General features: G+C 70.8%; 20 protein-coding genes and 1 pseudogene. 3 read left to right on the top strand and 18 right to left on the bottom strand.

From position 1 onward, the window contains the following. Nucleotides 1–43: 43 nt before the first annotated feature. The 16 genes and pseudogenes from HK415_RS10335 to HK415_RS10275 all read right to left on the bottom strand — a co-directional run bounded on the left by HK415_RS10335 (nucleotide 44) and on the right by HK415_RS10275 (nucleotide 16,422). Nucleotides 44–1,467 (bottom strand): annotated as a pseudogene (locus HK415_RS10335) (MFS transporter). 15 nt (nucleotides 1,468–1,482) lie between these two features. Further along, on the bottom strand, nucleotides 1,483–2,790 hold the full coding sequence (locus HK415_RS10330; protein ID WP_171558716.1) for an MFS transporter: 1,308 nt from the start codon (nucleotides 2,788–2,790) through the stop codon (nucleotides 1,483–1,485). A 362-nt stretch (nucleotides 2,791–3,152) separates the two neighbouring features. Continuing rightward, entirely contained in the window at nucleotides 3,153–4,637 is a 1,485-nt protein-coding gene (gene nirK / locus HK415_RS10325; protein WP_216369765.1) for a copper-containing nitrite reductase, read from the bottom strand. A gap of 162 nt (nucleotides 4,638–4,799) precedes the next feature. Next, nucleotides 4,800–5,990 carry an NnrS family protein gene (locus tag HK415_RS10320; RefSeq protein WP_171558714.1) on the bottom strand — a complete coding sequence of 397 codons (1,191 nt, stop codon included), beginning with the start codon at nucleotides 5,988–5,990 and terminating at the stop codon, nucleotides 4,800–4,802. After that, entirely contained in the window at nucleotides 5,987–7,096 is a 1,110-nt protein-coding gene (locus HK415_RS10315; RefSeq protein WP_171558712.1) for a DUF8744 domain-containing protein, read from the bottom strand. The genes HK415_RS10320 and HK415_RS10315 overlap by 4 nt, the downstream gene beginning before the upstream one ends. Then, complete coding sequence (locus HK415_RS10310) at nucleotides 7,093–7,425, bottom strand: metal-sulfur cluster assembly factor (protein ID WP_171558710.1); 333 nt, start codon at nucleotides 7,423–7,425, stop codon at nucleotides 7,093–7,095. Before HK415_RS10310 ends, HK415_RS10315 begins: the two co-directional genes overlap by 4 nt. Continuing rightward, nucleotides 7,422–7,667 (bottom strand): Rrf2 family transcriptional regulator, encoded by a 246-nt coding sequence (locus tag HK415_RS26985; protein WP_373684643.1) that lies wholly within the window; start codon nucleotides 7,665–7,667, stop codon nucleotides 7,422–7,424. Before HK415_RS26985 ends, HK415_RS10310 begins: the two co-directional genes overlap by 4 nt. Beyond that, nucleotides 7,556–7,813: a hypothetical protein gene (locus tag HK415_RS26980; RefSeq protein ID WP_373684642.1), complete on the bottom strand. Its 258-nt coding sequence runs from the start codon at nucleotides 7,811–7,813 to the stop codon at nucleotides 7,556–7,558. The genes HK415_RS26985 and HK415_RS26980 overlap by 112 nt, the downstream gene beginning before the upstream one ends. Beyond that, nucleotides 7,774–7,899, bottom strand: a complete 126-nt coding sequence (locus HK415_RS26975) for a hypothetical protein (RefSeq protein ID WP_373684564.1) — start codon at nucleotides 7,897–7,899, stop codon at nucleotides 7,774–7,776. The genes HK415_RS26980 and HK415_RS26975 overlap by 40 nt, the downstream gene beginning before the upstream one ends. Before the next feature lie 49 nt (nucleotides 7,900–7,948). Continuing rightward, nucleotides 7,949–10,231, bottom strand: coding sequence for a nitric-oxide reductase large subunit (locus HK415_RS10300; protein WP_171558708.1), 2,283 nt, complete (start codon nucleotides 10,229–10,231; stop codon nucleotides 7,949–7,951). Between the two features lie 25 nt (nucleotides 10,232–10,256). Continuing rightward, nucleotides 10,257–10,544 (bottom strand): DUF2249 domain-containing protein, encoded by a 288-nt coding sequence (locus tag HK415_RS10295; RefSeq protein WP_171558706.1) that lies wholly within the window; start codon nucleotides 10,542–10,544, stop codon nucleotides 10,257–10,259. 127 nt (nucleotides 10,545–10,671) lie between these two features. Further along, nucleotides 10,672–11,343: a response regulator gene (locus HK415_RS10290; protein ID WP_171558703.1), complete on the bottom strand. Its 672-nt coding sequence runs from the start codon at nucleotides 11,341–11,343 to the stop codon at nucleotides 10,672–10,674. A 13-nt stretch (nucleotides 11,344–11,356) separates the two neighbouring features. Continuing rightward, the gene (locus tag HK415_RS26295; RefSeq protein ID WP_309246655.1) at nucleotides 11,357–11,701 is read right to left on the bottom strand and encodes a sensor histidine kinase; all 345 of its coding nucleotides are present in this window, start codon (nucleotides 11,699–11,701) and stop codon (nucleotides 11,357–11,359) included. Further along, complete coding sequence (locus tag HK415_RS10285) at nucleotides 11,596–13,251, bottom strand: type IV pili methyl-accepting chemotaxis transducer N-terminal domain-containing protein (protein WP_309246654.1); 1,656 nt, start codon at nucleotides 13,249–13,251, stop codon at nucleotides 11,596–11,598. Before HK415_RS10285 ends, HK415_RS26295 begins: the two co-directional genes overlap by 106 nt. Before the next feature lie 100 nt (nucleotides 13,252–13,351). Continuing rightward, a complete protein-coding gene (locus HK415_RS10280) occupies nucleotides 13,352–14,935 on the bottom strand; it encodes an ATP-binding response regulator (RefSeq protein ID WP_171558701.1) in 1,584 nt (527 codons plus the stop codon). Next, entirely contained in the window at nucleotides 14,932–16,422 is a 1,491-nt protein-coding gene (locus HK415_RS10275) for an ATPase domain-containing protein (RefSeq protein WP_171558699.1), read from the bottom strand. Before HK415_RS10275 ends, HK415_RS10280 begins: the two co-directional genes overlap by 4 nt. Before the next feature lie 222 nt (nucleotides 16,423–16,644). Here HK415_RS10275 and HK415_RS10270 point away from each other — a divergent pair, with 222 nt between their 5' ends. Beyond that, nucleotides 16,645–19,011 carry a PAS domain-containing sensor histidine kinase gene (locus HK415_RS10270; RefSeq protein WP_171558696.1) on the top strand — a complete coding sequence of 789 codons (2,367 nt, stop codon included), beginning with the start codon at nucleotides 16,645–16,647 and terminating at the stop codon, nucleotides 19,009–19,011. Between the two features lie 37 nt (nucleotides 19,012–19,048). On the opposite strand, the gene HK415_RS10265 is transcribed toward HK415_RS10270, so the two are convergent. Both HK415_RS10265 and HK415_RS10260 read right to left on the bottom strand, forming a co-directional pair. After that, nucleotides 19,049–19,471: a universal stress protein gene (locus HK415_RS10265; protein ID WP_171558694.1), complete on the bottom strand. Its 423-nt coding sequence runs from the start codon at nucleotides 19,469–19,471 to the stop codon at nucleotides 19,049–19,051. A gap of 34 nt (nucleotides 19,472–19,505) precedes the next feature. Continuing rightward, on the bottom strand, nucleotides 19,506–19,949 hold the full coding sequence (locus HK415_RS10260; protein ID WP_171558692.1) for a universal stress protein: 444 nt from the start codon (nucleotides 19,947–19,949) through the stop codon (nucleotides 19,506–19,508). 104 nt (nucleotides 19,950–20,053) lie between these two features. Here HK415_RS10260 and HK415_RS10255 point away from each other — a divergent pair, with 104 nt between their 5' ends. Together HK415_RS10255 and ccoS are read left to right on the top strand one after the other, a co-directional pair. After that, entirely contained in the window at nucleotides 20,054–22,351 is a 2,298-nt protein-coding gene (locus HK415_RS10255; protein WP_171558689.1) for a heavy metal translocating P-type ATPase, read from the top strand. Continuing rightward, nucleotides 22,351–22,488, top strand: a complete 138-nt coding sequence (ccoS, locus tag HK415_RS10250; protein ID WP_171558686.1) for a cbb3-type cytochrome oxidase assembly protein CcoS — start codon at nucleotides 22,351–22,353, stop codon at nucleotides 22,486–22,488. The genes HK415_RS10255 and ccoS overlap by 1 nt, the downstream gene beginning before the upstream one ends. The last annotated feature ends 34 nt before the right edge of the window (nucleotides 22,489–22,522 follow it).

Here is a 22,522-nt window from a genome sequence, read left to right as displayed (position 1 = left end):
GGTTTGGCTCCCTCCCCCTGCGGGGGAGGGCTGGGGTGGGGCGCTAGCAGGGCATCTCCGCGTTCCTGCGCGCGTAGTACCAGTAGGTGATGGCGATGCACAGCAGGTAGAACGCGACGAACACGTACAGCGCCGCCTCGGGGCCGCCGGTCATCGTGATCGAGGTGCCGTAGCTCTTGGGGATGAAGAAGCCGCCGTAGGCCGCGAAGGCGGCCGTGAAGCCCAGCGTCGCGGCACCTTCGGTGTTGCCTTCGCGGCTGGCGCGGGTGAAGGCTTCCTTGTCGTTGGCCGGCACGCCCTGCAGCGCCTGGTTCAGGAAGATCACCGGGATCATGCGGAAGGTCGAGCCGTTGCCGATGCCGGTGGTGAGGAACAGCACCAGGAACATCAGGAAGAAGCCGGTGAAGTTGCCGCCCTGGCCGGCCACCGGCAGGAAGTACAGGACGCCGAGCACCGCGCCGGCCATCACCACGAAGTTCCAGAAGGTCACGCGGGCGCCACCCAGCTTGTCGGAGAGCCAGCCGCCGAAGGGGCGGATGACGGCGCCGACCAGGGGCCCCATCCAGGCGTAGGCCAGCGGGTTCACGTTGGGGAACTGGCTCTTGATCAGGAGCGGGAAGCCGGCGGCGTAGCCGATGAAGGAGCCGAAGGTGCCCAGGTACAGCAGGCACATCAGCCAGGTGTGCTTCTTGCCGAAGATGGTCGCCTGCGTGGCGAAGGAAGCCTTGGCGTCGGCGATGTCGTTCATGCCGAACCAGGCGGCGACGGAGGCGATGGCGATCCACGGCACCCAGATGAAGGCCGCGTTCTGCGTCCACACCTGCACCTGCTGGCCGCCCTTCATGATGGTCTGCGGATCGCCGCCCAGCACGCCGAACACGCCGGCGGTGATCACCAGCGGGCTGAGGAACTGCACGACCGAGACGCCGAGGTTGCCCAGGCCGGCGTTCACGCCCAGCGCGGAACCCTTGCGCTCCTTCGGGAAGAAGAAGCTGATGTTGGCCATGCTGGAGCTGAAGTTGCCGCCGCCCAGGCCGCACAGCAGCGCGAGCATCAGCATCGTCGGGTAGGTCGTGGTGTTGTCCTGCACCGCGTAGCCGATGCCGATGGCCGGGATCAGCAGCGTGGCGGTGGAGATCGCGGTCCAGCGGCGCCCGCCCACCAGCGGCACGATGAAGGAGTAGAAGATGCGCAGCGTCGCGCCCGAGAGCGCCGCCGCGCCGCCGCCAGCCAGAACAGCTGGTTGGTGGAGTACTTGAAGCCGAGGCCGGGCAGGCCCACGGCGACGACGCTCCAGACCTGCCAGACGGCGAAGGCGAGGAACAGCGCCGGGACGCTGATCCACAGGTTGATCTTGGCGACGGCTTCGCCCTGCGTTTCCCAGAACTGCTTGTCTTCCGGCGTCCAGACGGTCAGGGTCCGGCCCTTGCGGCCCAGGGCGACTTCGGGCGTGGTGGTGATGGCCATGGCGATGCTCCTTGGCTAGTTCGTGAACGAGGGGGATGCAGCGGCATGGCTGCCCATCACCTGGGTCTTGCGGACCTCGGTGTAGTACATCCAGATCAGGGAGACCCACACCACGCCGTACATCAGCATGAAGGCGCTGGAACGGATGCCGGTGAGGTCCATGAGGGCGCCGAACATGATCGGCAGCAGGAAGCCGCCCAGGCCGCCGGCCAGGCCCACGATGCCGGAGATGGCGCCGATGTTCTTCGGGAAGTCGTCGCTGATGTACTTGAAGACGCTGGCCTTGCCGAAGGCCCAGGCGATGCCCAGGATGAACATCAGCGCGGTGAAGGTGTACACGTTCAGGCCGACGTGGAAGGTCTTCGGCCCGTTGACGGTGACGATGGTGAAGTCGGCCTGCGGATAGGACAGCAGGAACAGGCAGATCCAGCTGACCCACATCACCCACCAGGTCATGCTGTGGGCGCCGTACTTGTCCGAGAGCCAGCCGCCGATGGCGCGCAGCACGCCCCCGGGCAGCGAGAAGCAGGCGGCCAGCAGGGCGGCCACGCGGATGTCCAGGCCGAACTCGCCGACGTAGTACTGCACCATCCACAGCGACAGGGCGACGTAGCCGCCGAACACGATGCTGTAGTACTGGCAGTAGCGCAGCACCTTGGGGTCCTTCAGCGCCTTGAGCTGGTCGCGGAAGCTCACGGTGTGCGGCACCAGGTGCTGCGGGTTGCTGTAGCTGAACATCCAGAACAGCACCAGCGTGCCCAGCATCACCGCGGCGTAGACGGTGGGGACGGCGGTCCATCCGAGCGCGACCAGGATCACCGGCGCCACGAACTTGTTGACCGCCGCGCCGGAGTTGCCGGCGCCGTACACGCCCATCGCGAAGCCCTGCTGCTTCTTGGGGAACCAGCGCGCGACGTAGGGCGTGCCGACCGAGAAGGAGCCGCCGGCCAGGCCCACGAACAGGCCGATCACCAGGAAGTGCCAGTAGGCGGTGGCGTAGGCCATGAGGAAGATCGCCGGCACCGTGGCCGCCATCAGCACCGCCATCACGATGCGGCCGCCGAAGCGGTCGGTCCAGATGCCCAGGGGCACGCGGATCAGCGAGCCGGTGAGCACGGGGGTGGCGGTGAGCAGGCCGAACTCCGTGGCGTTGAGGTTCAGCATCTTCTTGATCGGGATCCCGATCACGCCGAACATCATCCAGACCATGAAGCAGACCGTGAAGGCCAGGGTGCTGACCGCCAGCACGGACCAGGCCTGGCCGGTCGCCGTGGCGGCGGCACCGGAGGCCTTGCCGGCGGCGGGAAGGGTTGCAGTGGACACGTCGCTCTCCGTTTCTCTCTCTGTCTCGACGCATGGGACTTTCGCGCGTGCGCGCGCTTCGCAACATCCCCCGGTGGCACAGCACGGGCGGTCGTGAAGGAGGAGGGGGATCGTTCCGTGGAACTACTCGCGCGCGATGTTTGACCTGGCGCAAGACTCGGGGCACGCGCAGTGCCACCATGACTTCACCCGCCGGTGCCACGGCGGGACCCCTGGCGCGATCAGCGCCACCCCGCGCAGCGGGGATCGAAGCCCGGCTCAGCCGGGCTTCTTCATTTGCGGTGTGCTCCGAGCGACGCCCGCCGCACCCACAAAAAGGCCCGCAGGCGCGGGCCGAAGACTGAGCAGGGGAGGGTGTCCGCTCAGTGCGCCATGTTGCCGTGGCCGGGTTCGGAGGCCTTGTACACCTTGTCGTCGGCCGGGCCGGTCACCTCCAGGGCGCCGATGCCGCCCTTGGCTGCGCGGGACAGCGCGTGGTCGACCAGCAGGTACTTGCCGGGGTACTGCACCTTGAAGTCGACGATGGTGGCGCCGCCGGCGGGCACGAGCGTGGTCTGCACGTTCTGCTTGATGGTGTTGGTGGCGCCCTCGCTGTACACCTTGTCGAAGATCTCGCCGATCACGTGGAAGGACGAGACCTTGTTCGGACCGCCGACACCGAAGAACACGCGCACCGTCTCGCCCGCCTTGGCGGACATCTTGTGCTCCTTGGTCAGCGCGCCGACCGAGCCGTTGAAGGTGAAGTAGGAGGGCAGTTCGTCGGCTGCCTTCTCGGGGCTGTACTCGTGATGGCCCTTGGTGCCGAACGCGTGGTTGGTGTACAGGTCGCCCTGCATCACGTAGAACTCCTTGTCCACCTTGGGCAGGCCCTTCTCGGGTTCGACCAGGATCAGGCCGTACATGCCGGCGGAGATGTGGTGGGCCACCGAAGGCGTGGCGCAGTGGTAGACGTACAGGCCGGGGTTCAGCGCCTTGAAGGTGATCGTCTTGGTCTCGCCGGGCGCCACCTGGGTGTGCTCGCCGCCGCCCATGCCGCCGGTCACGGCGTGCAGGTCGATCGAGTGCACGGCCTTGCTGTTCGGATTGTTGCTCAGCTTGATCTCGACCATGTCGCCCTTCTTCACGCGCAGCATCGGGCCCGGCACCTTGCGGGCGAAGGTCCAGTAGGTGAAGGTGGCGCCGTCGTCGAGCTTGCCTTCGAGTTCGACCGTCTCGATCGCGTACTTCACCAGCGTCGGGGCGCGCGCGCCCAGCGGCTGCGGCACGGCGTTCGGGTCCTGCGAGATGACCACCGCGTTCTTCGCCGCCGGTGCGATGGGGTTGGCGGTGGCGGCGCCCATGACCGTGGCGGCCGGGGCGGCGGGCTTGGCCTTCGCGTTCGCGTCGGCCGGGCCGGTCACTTCCAGCACGCCTTCCATGCCGATCTGGCGGTGGCCGGGGATGGAGCAGTAGTAGGTGAACTCGCCCGATTGCGTGAGCTTCACCAGCAGCTTGACGGGTGCGCTCTTGCCGGTGAACTTCTCGGACTTGGCGTCGAGTTCGGGGAACACGATGTCGTGCTCCGCACCTTCGCCGCTGGTGATCGTGATCTCGAGCGTCTCGCCGACCTTGCCGCGCAGCACCGGGTTCACGGTGCCCTTCTCGTCCAGGTACACCATCTTGCCGCCGGCCATGCCGGTCTTCAGGACGATCTTCTGCACGGCACCGGCGGGCGCCGCGGCCACGGCCTGCGGAGTCGTCGAGACCTGCTTGTTGATGGCGGTGGCCCCAACGGAGCCGAGGAAGGGAGCCGCCACGAACAGCAGGGCGACGGCGGTGGGGATGGGAGCGACGATGCGGTTGAACATCTGGACTGCCTGACTTTCTTGTCATTCGCGGGTGAGACCCCCGCGGGGCCAACGGCTTCTTGTTTGGAACCGTTGGAATGACTGTAGGCAGCCCGCGTCCTCGGTGGTTTGATGCAGCGCAAGGTGAAGGTGCATTGCAAATGCACCTTTGATCCAGGTCAATCAGCCGGCCTTGCCGTCGAGCCGCGGACGGGCCAGGACCTTGAAATAACGCACGGCGTACACCGCGAATCCGAGCGACCACAGCGCGCCGGAGCAGAGGATCGCCTGCAGCGTCCACGCCGGTGCGGCCAGCGGCACCAGCACGCGCACCAGGGCCGCCGCGGCGACCAGCAGGTAGGCGCAGACATCCCAGCGGTCCGCCTGCAGCCGCCGTGCGGTGTGGCCGCGCGCCGTGCGCGTCATCATCCCGATGATCAGCCCGCCGACCGCGCCCACCGTCAGTGCATGCACGGCAGCGGAAGGAGTGACCCAGCCCGCGGCCGCCAGCGCGCGCAGCGCGAGGTGCACGGGGATCCAGGCATAGGCCAGGTGCAGCACCCATACCAGCGGCGTGCGCAGCGTGGCCCAGGGCTGCCACAGCAGCCAGCGGGCCAGGTGCGCCAGCGCGGCGAGTGCCGCCACCGTACCGACCAGCCAGGCGGGCGCGTGCAGCACGTCCGCCGCCAGCACTGCCAGCACCAGGCCCAGCGCCAGTTTCTCCAGCAGCGGCTGCCGGCGGGCGTTGGCGCCCGGCACGCCGTTGTTGGTGAACATGGGGATCACGCGGCCGCCCATCACGCACAGGATGAACAGCACGGCGTCGAGGCCCACCTGCAGGCCGACGCCGGCCGGCAGCGAAATCACGCCCAGCTGGTTCAGGTGCACGGTCAGCGAAGCCAGCGACAGCAGCGCGAGCAGCGCGACGAAGAAGTAGTTGCGCCGGTTGCCGGCGGCGACGAAGGGGACCGCCAGCGCGACCGCCGCGGCCAGCGGGAAGGCCGCATTGGCGATGGCCGAGGCCCAGCCCCAGGGCGTGAGCACCAGCACGCGCGCCGCCAGCCAGAGCAGGGCCAGCGCGGCGAGCTTCCATCCGGTCGGCGTGGGACGGCCCGTCCAGTTGCGACCGGCCGTGAGCAGGAAGCCGACGATCACGGCGAGCGTGAAGCCGAACAGCATCTCGTGCGCATGCCACACGGGCCCCGACAGGTAGGGCGCGGGCAGCAGCCCGGTGAACTGCAGCGACCACAGCAGGATCGACAGGGCCGCGAAGCTGCTGGCCAGCAGGTAGAAGGGGCGGAAGCCCAGTTCCCACAGCGCGAAGCCGCGCGGAGGCGCCGGCGGCGCCGGCTCCTCGATCCGCAGATAGCTCATGAAGTCTTTTCCCTGGGAGCGGCGGCCGGCCCGTGGCGGCGGCGCCATGCGAATGCGGAACCGGCGACCGTCAGCGCGAACAGCGCGATCGCCAGTGCGTTGAAGAGCGCGCCTTGCGCGCGCCACTGGAAGTCGGCGAAGCCGCCGGCCAGCCGCAGCAGCAGCGAGCCGTGCAGCGCGGCCAGCGGCAGGTAGAACAAGGGCCCCCACAGCAGCTTGACGCGCGCCACCGCGGGCAGGATCACCGGCGCATGGCCCATGATCATGCTGACGATGAAGCCCAGGCCCAGCCCGTGCAGCGCCAGATCGCGCGCCGGCAGGCCGATCGCCGTCGCGGCCCAGCCCAGTCCGCCCAGCGCCAGCCACACGTAGCCACCGAGCAGACAGATGGCCATGTAGCGCGACAGGCCGTCGGCGCGCACGGTGCGGCGCGCGATGTCGAAGGTGAAGAGCCAGGCCGAGAGCGCCATCAGCGCCAGGCCGAACAGCAGGCCGCCCGCCAGCGGCGAGACCGGGGAGGCGACCGCACCGAGCAGCAGCACGGCGAGCACCACGTACAGCGCCGGCTGCGCGCCGGGCCGGCGCCGCATCAGCCGCGTCATCTCCAGCCGCTCGGCGGCGATCGTCATCACCAGGAAGGCGAACCACCAGGGCAGCACCGCCACCGGGCTGGCACCCGCTGCGAACAGCACGTTGCCCACGAACCAGGCCGCGGCGCTCACCAGCAGCAGGCCGGTGTGGCTGGCGCGCTGCCGCTGCAGCAGCAACAGGTTCACGCCCACGAAGGCGGTGGCTGCGGCCACCAGCAGCCAGGCCGCCAATGCGTCGGCTCCGTTCAACAGGGCGAGGCCGGCCAGGCCGGAGGCCACCGGCGCGCTCCACGCGGCGCGGTGCTTGAAGGCGACGGCGCGTTCGATGCCGATCACCGTGCCCATGAAGCCGCACATCATCAGCGCGGCATGCGCCAGCGCGGCGCGACCCAGCCACGCGGCATCGGCCGGCGCCAGGGCGATGCCCACGCGCAGCAGGCCGCCGGCGATGCCCGCCAGCAGCGCTGCGGCCACGCAGGCCAGCAGCAGCGCGGCGACCGCGCGGCGCGGCGTCACCAGCCCATGAAGCTGCGGGCTTTGGCGCTCATGCGCTGCGGCGTCCATGGCGGCTCCCATACCAGTTCGACGTGGATCTTCAGATCGGGCGGCAGCGACTTGTCCAGCTCGTTCTCCACGTCCTCGATGATGATGTCCGTCACCGGGCAGGCGGCGGACGTCATGGTGATGTCCACGTCCATGCGGCCGTCGGCGACCTTCACGCCATAGACCAGCCCGACGTCGACGATGTTCATGGCCACCTCGGGATCGACCACGCGCTCCAGCGCCTGGACGAGCACGGGCAGCAGGTCCGGCGGACCTTCGTAGGTGAAGCGTTCCTCGCTCACGCGTGCCCCCGGTCCGCCCGGGCGGACTTGGCCGGCGCGGGACGGTCGATGAACAGCATGCGCGCCAGTTGCTGGCGGTTGTTGACCAGGTCGGCCAGCGTGTAGCGATCCAGCACGGCGTAGAAGGCGGTCACCGCCTCGCCCAGCACGCCGCGCAGGCGGCAGTTGGGCGCGATCTGGCAGTCGCCGCCGCTTTCGCCGAAGCACTCGGCGACCACGGCCTTGCCTTCGGTCTCGCGCACCACGCGGCCCACCACGATCTTCTCCGGCGCCTCGCCCAGCTCAGCCCGCCGCCCTTGCCGCGCACGTTGGCCAGCCAGCCCTGCTTGCCCAGGAAATGCACCACCTTCACCAGGTGGTTCTCCGAGACGTCGAAGGCGGTGGCGATCTGCGCGATGGTCGCCCGCTCCCCGGCTGGGCGGCGAGGTAGATCAGCACGCGCAGGCTGTAGTCGGTGAAGGAGGTGAGTTTCATGGCGCTCCCCAAAGAATAAGGCCGGCGTGAGCCGGCCGTGTGACGTGGATCAGCCCCGGGCCGATGCGGTGTCTCCACCGAGGACCGGCTCGGCCTGCCGGCCACCCCTGCCGAGCAGGCGGAAGGCGTACAGGGCCAGGAAGACCGCGCCGATGGCGAACAGGATGTCGCCGGGCACGCGCAGCCAGACCAGCGTTTCCATCACCGGGGAGTGGATGACCTCCGCGGAGCGGGCGAACCACAGGCCCTTGGTGATCGCCGCGTACGCCTGGTAGATGCCGGCGGGCAGCAGCGACATGAACACCATCATCGCCAGGCCGATGTTCAGGCCCCAGTAGGCGGGCTTGATCAGGTGGTCGGCATGCAGGTGGCGCGCATAGAGGCCGCGCAGGCAGAACAGCATCAGGCCGATGCCCAGCATGCCGTACACACCGAAGAGGGCGGCGTGGCCGTGGGCGGCGGTCATGTTCAGGCCCTGCACGTAGTACAGCGAGGCGGGCGGGTTGATCGCGAAGCCCAGCAGGCCGGCGCCGACGGTGTTCCAGAAGCCCACCGCGACGAAGCACAGCACGGGCCACTTGTAGGCCGCCAGCCAGGGCATGCCCTGCGAACGCCTCCAGGTCTGAAGCGCTTCCAGGCCGATCAGCGTCAGCGGAACCACTTCCAGCGCGGAGAACACGGCGCCGACGGCGATCACGGACACCGGCGTGCCGGTCCAGTACAGGTGGTGCAGGGTGCCCAGGATGCCGCCGAACAGGAACACGATGGTCTCGGCGACGATGGCGCGGTTGGCGCTCGCGGCGCGCACCAGGCCCAGCTTGGTGAAGATCAGCGCGATCACCGCGGTGGCGAACACTTCGAAGAAGCCTTCCACCCACAGGTGCACCAACCACCACCTCCAGTACTCCACCATCGAGTAGTGGGTGTTCTGGCCCCAGGTGAGCGAGGTCGCGTAGAAGCCGCCGATGCAGGTGGCCGACAGGAACACCATGGCGATCAGGCCGCGGGACTCTGAAGGCGTCTTCAGTGCCGGCCACAGGGCGCGGCCCAGGAGCACGGCCCACAGCAGCAGGCCGACGAACAGCAGGTACTGCCACACGCGGCCCATCGAGGTGAACTCGAGGCCCTGGTTGCCGATCCAGAAGCTGAAGTCGGTGCCGCTGCGCTGCAGGGTGCCGAGCCAGCTGGTCACGGTGGAACCCACCACGATCACGAGCAGCGCGTAGAACAGGAAGTCGGTGCCCAGGCGCTGGAACTTCGGTTCCTTGCCGCCCAGCAGGGGCGCGATGTACAGGCCGGTGGCCAGCCAGGCGGTGGCGATCCAGAAGATGCCGACCTGGGTGTGGATGGTACGGCTGGTCACGTAGGGCAGGATCTCGCCGATCGGCAGGCCGAAGAAGGACTGGCCTTCCACCGCGTAGTGCGCGGTGACCACGCCCATGGCGATCTGCAGCAGCATGAGGCCGATCACCACGAAGAAGTACTTGCGCGTGGCCTTCATGGAGGCGGTCGCCTTCGCGCCGGCCAGCGGGTCGCTCCTGGGCGGAACGGCTTCTTCCTCGTGCTTGCCGGCGCCGTGCAACCACAGCATGGCGGCGATGCCGGCCAGCAGCAGGATGATGGAGACCATGGACCACATGGCGGACGAGGCGGTCATGGTGTTGCCCACCAGCGGTTCGTGCGGCCAGTTGCTGGTGTAGGAAACGCCCTGTTCGCCGGGACGGTCGGTGGCGGCGGCCCAGGCGCTCCAGAAGAAGAACGCGGTCAGCGCTTCCCGGTCGGCCTTGGCGGGGATGTTGTTCTCGACCATCGCGTACTGCTCGCGCAGCTTGGACAGCTTCTGGTCGTTGCCGAACAGGGCGCTGTAATGGCCGGCGGTCTGGCGGATGGCCTGCGCGCGCTCTTCGCTCACGGTGACCTTGCCGGTCGCCGCGTCGTAGGTGTTGCGGCGCATCTCTTCCTGCAGCCCGGCCTGGACGGCGCCGCGCTGGGAGGCGGTCAGGGCCGAGGGGTCGGCGGCGATCGCCTTGCTGCGCAGCGCCTGGAGCGCCTCGGCTTCGCGGTGCAGCCAGTCGGCGGACCAGTCGGGCGCCACGTAGGCACCGTGGCCCCAGACGCTGCCCTGCTGCTGGCCGCCGGCGGCCAGCCAGACCTGCTGGCCGCGCTGGACCTGCTCGCCGGTGTAGAGGACCTCGCCGCCGGTGGTCACCACCGCGGAGGGGATGGGCGGTGCCGACTGGTAGATCTGCACGCCGAGGTAGCCGAGGGCGCCGAAGGACAGCACGAAGACCAGTGCCAGCCAGCGCCAGAGTGTGGGAACGTTTCTCAACATTTGGTTTTCCTCCGTGATGGGGTGCTCAGCCGCCGCAGCCGCCGCCGCAGCAGCTGCCGCTTTCCGCCGCCGGGCCGGCCTGCGTGCGGGTGATCGCGACGCGGAAGACGTCCGGGCCGTGCTCCAGGTACTCCCAGCTGAACTGCCCGGGCATCTGGGCGTTGAACTGGTAGTAGAGGGGGCGGGGATCGTGGTCGTTGACCAGCTCCAGGGTCTGGCCTGCCGCCAGGCCATTGAAGGTGGAGAAGATCAGCGGGTGGCGCTCACGCGGCGCGATGGTGCGCACGTCGATGCGGGATGCGGTCTGGGTCATGCGGGCTCCTCTTTCCATAAGGTGCATTTCGAATGCACCTATTGTTCTGCGAGCCGCCCGGGCCGGCCTTGACAAATATCAAGGATCCCGCAGGCCGGACCGGGGCGCGCCCGGGAGGCCTCCCGCGCTAGACCCGCACGCCCCCGCTCATCACCGCCACCGCCGCCTGCACCCGCGAGCTCACGCCGAGCTTGCGCAGGATGTGCTGCACGTGGATCTTGACGGTGGTCTCGGCGATGTCCAGCGTGCGCGCGATCTCCTTGTTGCTCGCGCCGCGCGCGATCTGGCGCAGCACTTCCTGCTCGCGCGGCGACAGCGCCGGGCCGGTGTCGGCCGCCACTGCGATCGGCGCGGGCGCCGATGCGGCGCCTGCGCCGCCCTGCAGCGCGGCGACCAGCTTGCCCATCAGTTCGGGGCTGATCACCGGCTCGCCGGCGACGATGCGGTGGATCGCCGCCGTGAGCACGTCCCCCTCGATCGTCTTGAGCAGGTAGCCGTTGGCGCCGCCGCGCAGCGCCAGTTGCAGGTCGTTCTCGTCCTCGCTCACGGTCAGCAGCACGATCTTCGCGTGCGGTGCCGCCTCCTTCAGGTCCGCCATCGCCTGGATGCCGGTGGCGCCGGGCAGGTGGTTGTCCAGCAGCACCAGGTCGGGCTGCAGCGCCTGGGCCTTGCGCACCGCCTCCGCCGCGTCCCCGGCCTCGCCCACGACCTGCAGCGAAGGGTCCATGCCGAGCAGCGCGAGCAGGCCGCGGCGAAAGAGGGTGTGGTCGTCGACGACCAGCAGGCGCACGGGGGTCATTGCGGTTTCTCCATCAGGCGGCCGCCTCCTCGGGGCGCAGCGCGCCGGCCGGTTCCTGCGCGGACGAGGGCAGCACCAGCGTCACCGTGCAGCCCACGCCGGGCGCGGAGCTGACGCTCACGCGCGCGCCGATGCGCTGCGCGCGCTCCTGCATGATGCGCAGGCCCACGTGGGTCTCGCCGCGGCTGCCGTCGTCGGGGTCGAAGCCGGCGCCGTCGTCGCTCACCTCGAAGCGCCATTGCGGCACGGCGCTCACGCGCAGCTCGACCTGCCGGGCTCCCGCGTGCTTGCGCACGTTGGACAGCGCCTCCTGCAGGATGTGCAGCACCTGCACCTGCACGTCGGCCGCCAGCGGCACCCCCAGCCTTCCATGGTGAGGCGGGCCGGCAGGCCGGTCTGGTGCTCGAATTTCTGCAGCGTGGTGCGCAGCGCCGCCTGGATGTCCTCCTGGCTGGTGCGCGTGCGGAAGTGCAGCAGCAGCTCGCGCACGTCGGCATAGCTCTCGCGCACGCCGGCCTCGAGCTCACCCACCACGCGCTGCATGGCCTGCGGGTCGCCGCGCTGCATCGCCTGCCGCAGCAGCTGCACCTGGATCTTCATGAAGGCCAGCGACTGGGCGATCGAGTCGTGCAGCTCGCGCGCGAGCAGGCTGCGCTCCTCGGCGACCGCGGTCTCGCGTTCCATGGCGGCGGCGCGCAGGCCTTCCATGGCGCTGGCCAGGTGGCTGGCCAGGGCATCGAGCAGCTCGCGGTCCTCCTCGCCCAGCCCGGTGGGCCGGCGGAAGAACAGGTTGACCTCGGCCAGCATCCGCTCGTGCAGCCGCACCGGCACCGACACCACGCTGGCGAAGCCGGCGCGCGCGCAGTGGCCCAGGCCCTGGCCGCCGCCGGTGGCGAACACGCGCGTGGCCGCGTCGGCGGCGGCGGGACCGCACTGGCAGCTGCCGGATTCCAGGCAGGCTTCGCCGGCGGCGATCCCTTCGGGCAGCTGGTCGTGCGCCAGCATCAGGTAGCGCTTGCGCCCCTCGTCGCACCAGCGCACCGCCGCCGCGTCGGCGTGCGCGATGCGGCGCACGTGGCGGGCGAAGCCCTGGGCCAGCGCGTCGAGCGCCGGCGCCTGCGCGACGAAGGAGGTGACCTCGTACAGGTCGGCCAGCCGCTGGCGCTTGAGTTCCAGGCGCAGCGTCTTTTCGCGCACCTTTTCCTCCAGTCCGTCGTACAGCGACTGCAGGGTCCGGGCCATTTCGTTGAAGCCGGCCGCGAGCTCGCCGAACTCGTCGCTGCCGTCCACCTCCACCCGGGTGCCGAGGTCGCCCGCCTGCACCGCGGCCAGACCGCGCTTCAGGCGCGCCAGCGGGTTGAGCACGAACAGGTAGCCGGCATAGAAGATCACCACCGCTGCGGCGATGGCCAGCGCCACCAGCGCCAGCTGGAACAGGTGCAGGATGGCGGTCCACCGCGCGATCTGGGCCTCGATGGCGGCGACGAAGCCGTCCACCAGCAGCACGAAGGCATCGGCGTCCTTGCGCAGGTCCGCGGGCGGCGCGTCGGCCAGCCAGCGGCTGCGCAGCGCGTCCCAGTGCAGCCGCACCTGGTCGAAGCGCTCGCGCGACTCGCCCGACCACGGCACCGTGAGGGGCCGCGAGGGATCGCCGTCCTTGAGCAACTCCAGGCTCTCGTCGAAGCTGCGCGCCAGGGCCTGCTGCTCGGCCCGCCCGCTGCCGGCGGCCAGGCTCAGCGCCATGCGGTAGGCCTGCATGCGCAGTCGGCCCGCCTCGTTCACCGCCGCGGCGCCGCCCTGCAGGTTCCAGGTGACCCACAGCGTGAGGCTGATGGACGCGAGCGCCAGCACCAGCAGGCTGGTCCCGGTGGCGACCAGCTTGGCGGAGAGGGTGCGGGGCGCTTGCACGGATGGTCGGGGGACGTCTCCCGCAGCTTAGGAGGGCGGGCCGCGCGGGCCTTGATGCAGGTCAACGGCGCAGGCCCGTGGGTGCCTGCCGCGCGGACTGCTAGGACGCGGTTTCGCCGCGCCCGGCCGCCAGGAAGCGCAGCAGGCGGTCGGGGGCGACCGGCTTGGCGAGGTGGTCGTCGAAGCCGGCTTCCATCGCGCGGTTCCTGTCCTCCTCGGACCCGTAGCCGGTCAGCGCGATCATGTGCACCGCGTCCCAGCCCGGACGCGCGCGCAGCTTGCGCGCGACGCCATAGCCGTCGAGTCCGGGCAGCCCGATGTCGCACAGCAGGATGTCCGGGCGGCGGCGCAGCGCGGCCTGCACCGCCTCCGTGCCGCTGGCCGCCACCTGCACCTGGAACCCGGACAGCTCGAGCAGCTGCTGCAGCGTGGCCGCGGCATCGCGGTTGTCTTCCGCCAGCAGGATGTAGCGGCCCGCGGCGTCCACGGCGTCCAGGCCGTCGCCGGATGGCGCGGTGGACGGCAGGCTGCGCTCCCGGTCTTCCGCCGGCGCGCGGGGCAGGCGCACCTCGAAGCGGCTGCCGCACCCGGGGCCGGGCGAGTGCGCGCTCGCCGTGCCGCCATGCAGCTGCGCGATCCCGCGCACTAGGGTGAGCCCCAGGCCCAGTCCCCCGCCCGTGCGGTCCAGCGATCGATCGGCCTGCGTGAGCGGCTCGAACAGGTGCGCCAGCAGGTGCGCCGGGATGCCCGCGCCGTCGTCCTCCACCTGCAGCACGGCGGCATCGCCCTCGGCGGCGACGGTCAGCTTCACGCGCCCCGGCGGGGACGTGAACTTCAGCGCGTTGTCCAGGAGGTTCTCCACCAGCTGCGCGAGGCGGGTGCGGTCGCCGCGCACCGGCACCGGTGCCGCGGCGTCCAGTTCGATGCGCACGCCGCGCGCCTCGGCGGTGACCCGGTGCGACTCGCGCGCCTGGCGCACGACTTCCGCAAAGTCCAGCGTCTCGGGCTCGATCCGCATCTGCCCGCGGGCCAGCCGGGAGACGTCCAGCAGTTCGTCGATCAGCGAGGCCATGTGTCCCACCTGGCGCTCCACCACCTCGGCGAGGCGGCGCAGCCGCTCCCCGTCCGCTTCCCTCAGGATCCCGTGCGCCGCGAAACGCACGGGCGCCAGCGGATTGCGCAGTTCGTGCGCCAGCATGGCCAGGAAGTCGTCCTTGCGCCGGTTCTGGTCCTCCAGTTCGGCGAGCAGGTCGCGCACTTCGTACTGGCGTCGCCGCGCCCGCAGCGCGGCGGAGATGGCGCTGCGCAGCTCCTCCGGCCGCATCGGGCGCGTGAGCACGCTGGCATTGACCTCCGTGCCCATCGCGGGCGTGGCGCCGCGATCGTTGCCCCGCGCCACCATCACCACCGGCAGGTCGGACCAGGGCGGCTGCCTGCGCAGCCAGTCGTCGAGCATCGTCCGCGTGACGCCGTCGAGGGCTTCCTCTGCCAACACCAGGGCGCCGGTGCCGTCGCCGAGCTGCGCGCGCATCGCCTCGGGCCCGTCGCAGTGCACGCAGCGGAAGCCGTACCTCTCGAGCATTTCGGACGCGAGCCGGCCATCGCGGCCGGGCGCGCATATGAGGACCGCCGGGGCGGAGGTGCCGGCTTCGCGGGCGGCGGCGGGCTGCGGCTGCGTCGTCATTCCTGCTCCGGCGGCGACGAGGCGTCCACCCGGTCGGGTTGTCCCGTGAGGATGCCCTGCAGCGACTGCAGGGCGGCACCGAAGAACACCCCGCCCTTGGCGATCCGCATGTCGCGGATGGCCTCCTCGTGCGGTCCGCAGCGGCGCTTGAGCACCGCGGCGGCGCGCCGCACCGCGCCGCCGTCCTCGAAATAGCGCAGCAGCAGCGTGGCGTCGGTCATGTGCGTGATGTCGCCCGCTTCGGAGCCGCTTTCCCCCAGCGCGCCCGACTGGTTCAGCGTCAGCAGGGTGGCGACGTTGCGCAGCGCCAGGTAGCTGAGCAGCTCGTGCATGTGCATGGCCAGGTGCTTTTCGTCGGGCATGCCGCTCATGTAGCCGTTGAGGGAATCGATGGCCAGCAGGCAGGCTCCCGTTTCCTCCACCGCGTGGCGCACCCGGTGGGCGAACTCGCCCGGCGAGAACTCGGCGGGGTTCACCTGCACGAGGTTCACCAGCCCCTGGGCGATGCGCTCGCGCAGCGGCATGGCCAGGCCGTCGGCGCGCCGCAGGAAGGCCCTGGCGGTCTCGTCGAACAGGAAGATCACGGCACGCTCGCCGTGCCGCGCCCGCTCCAGCGCGAACTGCGTGCACAGCGTGCTCTTGCCCGCGCCGGAGGGACCGACCACCAGCAGGCTGGCGCCGCGGTCGAGGCCGCCGCCGAGCATCGCGTCGAGTTCCACGCTGCCGCTGCGCATCAGTCCGCCTTCTTCCGGCAGCTGGTGCTCCTCGGCGGTGAGCCGGGGATACACCACCAGCCCGCCCGAGCGCAGCGCCACGTCGTGGAAGCCCTCGCGGTAGTCCAGCCCGCGCAACTTGTGGACGCGCAGGCGGCGGCGCGGCTTGCCGTATGCGGGGGCGGTCTGGTACAGCGCGATGATGCCGTGCATCAGGCCCTCCCCGGAGGGCTCGCGCGAGCGCTCCAGTGCGTGCTCCTGGATCAGGAGCGCCGTGGTCCCGGTCTCGGCGAACAGTTCCCGGAACTGCATGAGCTGGCGGCGGAAGCGCAGGGGATCGCGGGCCAGCAGCTCGACGTCCGAGAACGGGTCGAACACGATGCGGGCGGGGCGCAGCCGGCGCACGCGGTCCGCCACGGAACGCATCACGTCCTGCAGTTCCACGTCGCCGGGCGAGAAGAAGGTGTACTCGTCGTCCAGCATGCCGCTGGCGCGCAGGTCGTGGGCGATGTTGAGGATGTCCAGCCCCTGCAGGTCCCAGTCGTGGGAGCGGGCGATCGCCCGCAGCTGCTTTTCCGTCTCGGCCAGCGTGCACCACAGCACGCGCTGCCCGCGGCGCAGCCCTTCCATCAGGAATTGCAGGCCCAGCGTGGTCTTGCCGGCGCCGGAGGCGCCCTCCAGCAGGTACATGTGCCCGCCCGGCAGGCCGCCGCGCAGGATCTGGTCGAGTCCCGCCACGCCGGTGGGCTCCGCGCCGCCATCGATCGTTTCCATCCGCGTTTCCGTTTCTTGCTGACCCGACGATGATGGGCCGGGCAGGGGCCCGCGTCCCTGCTTTCCGGGATCGTCGCGACGACCGATGCGGCGAAAGTTGGTGTAGGAGCAGGCGCCTGCGCCGATGCCGGCATGCGCCGGGCGGGCCGGGCCGGACGCACATCGCATGCACATCGCTTCGAGGAGTACCATCGCCGGGTTCGACACCCGCACCAAAGAAAGATGGCAGATTCCGGCGCCCGCTGCGGCGACACGCCGACGCAGGCGACGTGGAAACCCGATCTGCCCCCGGGCGGGCTGGCGCCGCTCGACCTGCTCGAACCGACCATGGACCACATCCGGCTGGCGCTCGAGGCTTCCGGCACCGGCCTCTGGACCTGGGACTTGCGCACCGAGGCGGTGGGCTGGTCTGCCGAGTGCTTCCGCATCCACGGCCTGGGCGGCGACGAGAAGCCGGAGCACGCAGCCGATTTCTTCCTCCTGGTGCATCCGCACGACCGCGAGCGGGTGGAGCGCACGGTGCGCGCCGCCATCGAGACCCGCAGCCCCTACGAGTGCGAATTCCGCGTGGTGCGCCCCGGAGGCGAGACGGTCTGGGTGGAGAACCGCGGCCGGGCGAGCTACGGCCCGGACGGGGAGCCGCAGCTGATGATGGGCACCGTGGTGGACATCAGCCTGCGCAAGCGCGCGGCAGCCGCCGAGGAGGAACTGGCGCTCCTGCACCGCCACGCCGCAGCGGAGCATGCGGAACGCGTGCAGCTGGCCCTGGATGCCGGCGCGATCATCGGCACCTGGGTCTGGCACGTGCCGACCAACCACTTCGCGGCCGACGCGCTGTTCGCGCGCTCCTTCGGCCTGGATCCGCGCGAGTGCCGCGAGGGCCTGTCGCTCGAGCAGGTGATGGAATCGATCCATCCCGAGGACCTGCCGCGGGTGCGGGACGCGATCGCCGAATCCATGGCGCGCGGCGGCCCCTACCGCTGCGAGTACCGCGTGCGGCGCGAGGACGGCCTGTACCACTGGATCGAGGCGAACGGGCGCGTCGAGCTCGGCGCCGACGGCGCCCCGCTGCGCTTCCCGGGCGTGCTGCTGGACATCGGCGAGCGCCGGCGCGCCGAGGCCGAGCGCGACCAGGCGAATGCGCTGCTGCGCACCTTCATCGAGGCCGTGCCCGGCGTGGTGTACGCCAAGGACAGCGCCGGCCGCATGCTGGTGGCCAACCGCGGCGTGCTGGACCTCGTGGGCAAGCCGGCCGAACAGGTCATCGGCCGCACCGATGCCGAGTTCCTGGACGACAGCGCGCAGGCGCAGGTCGTGATGGCCAACGACCGGCGGATCATGGAATCCGGCATGCCGCAGAAGCTGCTGGAAGAGGTGCGCCTGCCGGACGGCTCGCCGGCCTGGTGGCTGTCGTCCAAGGCGCCGCTGCGCGCTGCGGACGGCGCCGTCATCGGCCTGATCGGCGCTTCCATCGACGTCACCGACCGGGTGCGGATGGAGCAGACGCTGCGCGAGCGCGAACGCGAGCTGCAGACGCTGGCGGACAACCTGCCGGACATCGTCGCGCGCTTCGACCCCGGGCTGCGCCACGTGTTCGTCAACACCGCCGTCGAACGCGCCACCGGAATCCCGCGCGAGGACTTCCTGGGCCGCACCAACCGCGAACTGGGCATGCCGGCACAGCTGTGCGACCTGTGGGATGCCGCGCTGCGCGGCGCGTTCGAGCGCAACGAGCGCGGGACCGTCGAATTCGCCTATGACACGCCCGCCGGCCGCCGCCACTTCCTGAGCCGCTTCCTGCCCGAGGCCGGCCCGGATGGCCAGGTGCGCCACCTGCTCTCGATCGTCAGCGACATCACGCAGCAGAAGGAAGGCGAGGAGGCGCTGCGCCTGGAGAGCCAGCGCAAGGACGAATTCCTGGCGACGCTCGCGCACGAACTGCGCAACCCGCTGGCGCCGATCCGCAACAGCGTGCAGCTGCTGCGCCGGGTGGGCCCGGCCAGCCCGCATGCCGGCAAGGCGGTGGACATCCTGGACCGGCAGGTGGTGCACATGGTGCGGCTGGTGGACGACCTGCTGGACGTCGCGCGCATCGGCCAGGGCAAGGTGGCCCTGCAGGTGGCCAGGGTCTCGCTGCAGTCCGCCGTCGAGGCGGCGCTGGAGACGAGCCGGCCCCTGGTCGAGGCCGCCGGCCACCAGCTGCGCGTCGAGCTGCCGGCGCAGCCGCTGCAGGTGAAGGGCGACCCCGTCCGGCTGGCCCAGGTGTTCGTGAACCTCCTGAACAACGCGGCGAAGTACACGCCGCGAGGCGGCCGGATCACGGTGGCCGTGGAACGGGCGGGCGACCGCGGCGTGGTGCGGGTCGCGGACACGGGCAACGGGATCCCCGCGCACATGCTCGGCACGGTGTTCGACCTGTTCGTGCAGGTGCGGGACCACGCGGACCAGGCGCAGGGCGGACTGGGCATCGGCCTGTCCCTGGTCCGGCGCCTGGTGGAGATGCATGGCGGCACGGTGGAGGTGCACAGCGCCGGGCCCGGCCTGGGCAGCACCTTCACCGTCAGCCTGCCGCTCGCCGAGGGAGCCTAGCGGCCGCGTCGCACGGGCGCCCGGGGCGCCCCGCGCGTCACTTCACCAGCAGGACCGGGATGTCGCACTCGGTCAGCACGTTCTGGGCGACGCTGCCCAGCAGCGCGCGGCCCAGGATGCCGTGGCCGTGGGTGCCCATCACGATCAGGTTGGCCTTTTCCTTCTTGGCGGCCTTCACGATCTCCATGCCCGGAGCGCCGACGGCCCAGCGCGTGGTGTAGCTCAGGTTGTGCCGCTGCATGAACTTCTCGATCGGCTTGAGGACCTTGGCGGCCTCCTCTGCGTGGTAGTCGTTCACGGCGGAGGCGCCCACCATGCTCTTCACGCGCGGCGGCACCGCCGGCTGCACGTTGACCACGACGACGTGGCCATCGCCTCCGGCGATCTCTTCATGGGTGACGAGGAAGGCCAGGGCCTTCTTGGTGTAGCTGCTGCCGTCTGCGGCCAGGACGATCTTCATTCGGGTCTTTCTTGTCGTTGCGGGAAGGGGCCGGTCAGCGAAGGACCAGCACCGGGATATTGCCATGCGTCAGGACGTGCTGCGTTTCGCTGCCCAGGAGCAGGCGCTTGAGGCCCCGGCGGCCGTGCGAGGCCATCACCACCACGTCGCACTTGTGCTTCTTTGCCGCGGCGATGATCGCCTCGGCCACCAGGTCCGAGCGGACCGTGACCGCCCTGGCATGCACGCCGGCCTTCTCGGCGAATTTCTCCACTTCGTCGGCCAGTGCCTGGCCCTGCTCGGCCCACTGCTTCTCCACCCGTGCCACCTCGCTGGGCGAGATGGACACGCCGCCCTCGAAGTACGAGGTGGGGTAGCGCGGCACCACGTTCAGCGCCACGACCTCGGCCCCGAGCGAGGAGGCCAGTTCGACGGCGCTCTTCACCGCCTTCTTCGAAAGGGCCGAGCCGTCGGTGGGCACGAGGATGCGTTTGTACATGGAGGTCTCCTTTGTAACCGATGAGCTCGAGCTTACGGGGGCGGGCCCGGAGCCGGTTGACATTTGTCAACGGGAGGGGCGGGGGCGGCCCTTAGGCTTGCTGCATGCAAGCTGCGACCCTTTCGCCTCTGCTCGCGGGCGACGTGCCGGCGTGCGCTCCGCACGAGGGAGCCGCCGCGATCGACCTCCGCGAGGAATGGGAGACCTTCAGCCGCCCGGTGGCAGCGCGCCCCGGCTGCTGGGAGTCCTACCTCGCCATCGAAGGCATCTACTGCGCCGGCTGCTCGCTGACCATCGAGCAGGCGCTCACGGGCCTGCCCGGCGTCGCCGAAGTCGACGTCAACGGCTCCACCGCCACCGCCCGCCTGGTCTGGAACCCGGCACAGGGCCGGCCCTCGCAATGGCTGCACGCGCTGGAGCGCGCGGGCTACCGCGGCCTGCCCGCGGGCGACCAGCTCGCCGCCGTGCCGCGCCGGCAGGCCCAGCGCCTGCTGCTGTGGCGCTGGCTGGTGGCCGGCTTCTGCATGATGCAGGTGATGATGTATGCGCTGCCCGCGTACATCGCCGAGCCGGGCGACATGACGCCCGACGTCGCCGCGCTGCTGCGCTGGGCCTCCTGGCTGCTCACGCTGCCGGTGCTGCTGTTCTCCTGCAGCCCCTTCTTCTCCTCCGCCTGGCGCGACCTGCGCCACGGCCGCATCGGCATGGACGTGCCGGTGTCCATCGGCATCCTGATCGCCTTCGGCGCCAGCACGGCCGCCACCTTCGACCCGCAGGGTCCGCTGGGCGGCGAGGTCTGGTACGACTCGGTCACCATGTTCGTGTTCTTCCTGCTGTCCGGCCGCCTGCTGGAGCAGCGGCTGCGCGACCGCACCGCGGGTTCGCTGGAGGCGCTGATGCGCCGCCTGCCGGACACGGTGGAGCGCGTGCGCGCCGACGGCAGCAGCGAACGCGTGCCGGTGCGCCGCATCGGCGTGGGCGACCACGTCCGGCTGCAGCCCGGCGAGGTGTTCCCCGCCGACGGCGAGATCCTGCACGGCGACACGCAGGTCGACGAGGCCCTGCTGACCGGCGAGTCCACGCCGGTGCCCCGCCACAAGGGGCAGCCGGTGATCGCGGGCAGCTGCAACCTCAGCGGCACGGTGCTGGTGGCGGTGCAGCGCGTCGGCGACGCCACCCGCTTCGGCCAGATCGTCGCGCTGATGGAGCGCGCGTCGCACGAGAAGCCGGCGATCGCGCGGCTGGCCGACCGCATCGCCAGTCCCTTCCTCGGCGCGGTGCTGGTCGCCGCGGCCGCGGCTGCCTGGTGGTGGTGGCCGCAAGGCCCCGGCCATGCGCTGGGCATCGCCGTCGCCATCCTGATCGTGACCTGCCCCTGCGCGCTGTCGCTGGCCACGCCGGCCGCGACGCTGGCCGCCGCCGGCGCGCTGGCGCGCCGCGGCATCCTGGTGCGCCGGCTGGAGGCACTGGAATCCGGTGCCACCGTGGACACCGTCATCTTCGACAAGACCGGCACGCTCACCACCGACCGCATCGCGGTGCGCGCCATGCGCACGCGCGACGGGACCAGCCAGGCCGAGGCGCTCACGCTCGCCGGCGCGCTGGCGCGCCACTCGCTGCATCCCGCCTCGCGCGCGATCGTGGCGTCCTCCGTCGGCGCTCCCGAGATCGCGCTGGGCGAGGTGCAGGAACATGCGGGGCAGGGCGTCGAGGGCGTGCTGCCCGCGCTGGCCGGCCACACGCCGCGCCGCGTGCGCCTGGGCTCCGCGTCCTTCTGCGGCCTGCGGCCTGCCACCGAGGCGGAAACGCCGCAGGTCTTCCTGGCCGACGACCGCGGCTGGGTCGCCACCTTCGACCTCGACGAGAACCTGCGCACGGGCGCGCTGGCCGCCGTGGCGGGCCTGCGCCGCATGGGCGCGCAGCTGGAGGTGCTCTCGGGCGACCAGACGCCGGCGGTGCAACGCCTGGCGGGTCGCGCCGGCATCCAGAAGGCCCTGGGCCGCCAGACCCCGCAGGACAAGCTGGACCACGTCGCGCAGCTGCAGGCCGCGGGCCGGCGCGTGGCGATGGTGGGCGACGGCATGAACGACGGCCCCGTGCTCGCGCGCGCGGACGTCTCCATCGCGCTGGGCGAGGCCGTGCCGGTGGCGCAGGCGCGTTCCGACTTCATCATCCAGGGTGGCCAGCTCGATGGCGTGGCCGTGGTGCTGCGTCAGGCGCGCCGCTCGCGCGCCGTGGTGCGCCAGAACCTGTTCTGGGCCGCGGCCTACAACGCGGTGTGCGTGCCGCTCGCGGTGGCCGGCATGATGCCGCCCTGGCTCGCGGGCCTGGGCATGGCCGCCAGCTCCCTGTTCGTGGTCCTCAATGCGGCGCGCCTGGCGCGCCTGCCCAAGGTTGCCTGATGGACATCCTCTTCATGCTCATCCCGCTGTCCGTCGCGCTCGCGCTCGCCATCCTGGGCGCGCTCGGGTGGGCCGTGTGGCGCGGCCAGTTCGACGGCGTCGACGCCGAAGGCGAGCGCATCCTGGGCAACGACTGACACTCTATTCCGCGCGGAGTCCGGGCGCGCTTGA

Source organism: Ramlibacter montanisoli, from assembly GCF_013087525.1.
GTDB lineage: Bacteria > Pseudomonadota > Gammaproteobacteria > Burkholderiales > Burkholderiaceae_C > Ramlibacter > Ramlibacter montanisoli.
This window is presented reverse-complemented; position numbering and strand designations above follow the sequence as displayed.

Coding starts and splice junctions, on each gene's coding strand:
- HK415_RS10255 (WP_171558689.1), top strand. CDS start 20,054: ATGCAAGCTGCGACCCTTTCGCCTCTGCTCGCGGGCGACGTGCCGGCG.
- HK415_RS10265 (WP_171558694.1), bottom strand. CDS start 19,471: ATGAAGATCGTCCTGGCCGCAGACGGCAGCAGCTACACCAAGAAGGCC.
- ccoS (WP_171558686.1), top strand. CDS start 22,351: ATGGACATCCTCTTCATGCTCATCCCGCTGTCCGTCGCGCTCGCGCTC.
- HK415_RS10295 (WP_171558706.1), bottom strand. CDS start 10,544: ATGACCCAGACCGCATCCCGCATCGACGTGCGCACCATCGCGCCGCGT.
- HK415_RS10300 (WP_171558708.1), bottom strand. CDS start 10,231: ATGTTGAGAAACGTTCCCACACTCTGGCGCTGGCTGGCACTGGTCTTC.
- HK415_RS26975 (WP_373684564.1), bottom strand. CDS start 7,899: ATGAAACTCACCTCCTTCACCGACTACAGCCTGCGCGTGCTGATCTAC.
- HK415_RS10275 (WP_171558699.1), bottom strand. CDS start 16,422: ATGGAAACGATCGATGGCGGCGCGGAGCCCACCGGCGTGGCGGGACTC.
- HK415_RS10280 (WP_171558701.1), bottom strand. CDS start 14,935: ATGACGACGCAGCCGCAGCCCGCCGCCGCCCGCGAAGCCGGCACCTCC.
- HK415_RS10320 (WP_171558714.1), bottom strand. CDS start 5,990: ATGAGCTATCTGCGGATCGAGGAGCCGGCGCCGCCGGCGCCTCCGCGC.
- HK415_RS10290 (WP_171558703.1), bottom strand. CDS start 11,343: ATGACCCCCGTGCGCCTGCTGGTCGTCGACGACCACACCCTCTTTCGC.
- nirK (WP_216369765.1), bottom strand. CDS start 4,637: ATGTTCAACCGCATCGTCGCTCCCATCCCCACCGCCGTCGCCCTGCTG.
- HK415_RS10260 (WP_171558692.1), bottom strand. CDS start 19,949: ATGTACAAACGCATCCTCGTGCCCACCGACGGCTCGGCCCTTTCGAAG.
- HK415_RS10270 (WP_171558696.1), top strand. CDS start 16,645: ATGGCAGATTCCGGCGCCCGCTGCGGCGACACGCCGACGCAGGCGACG.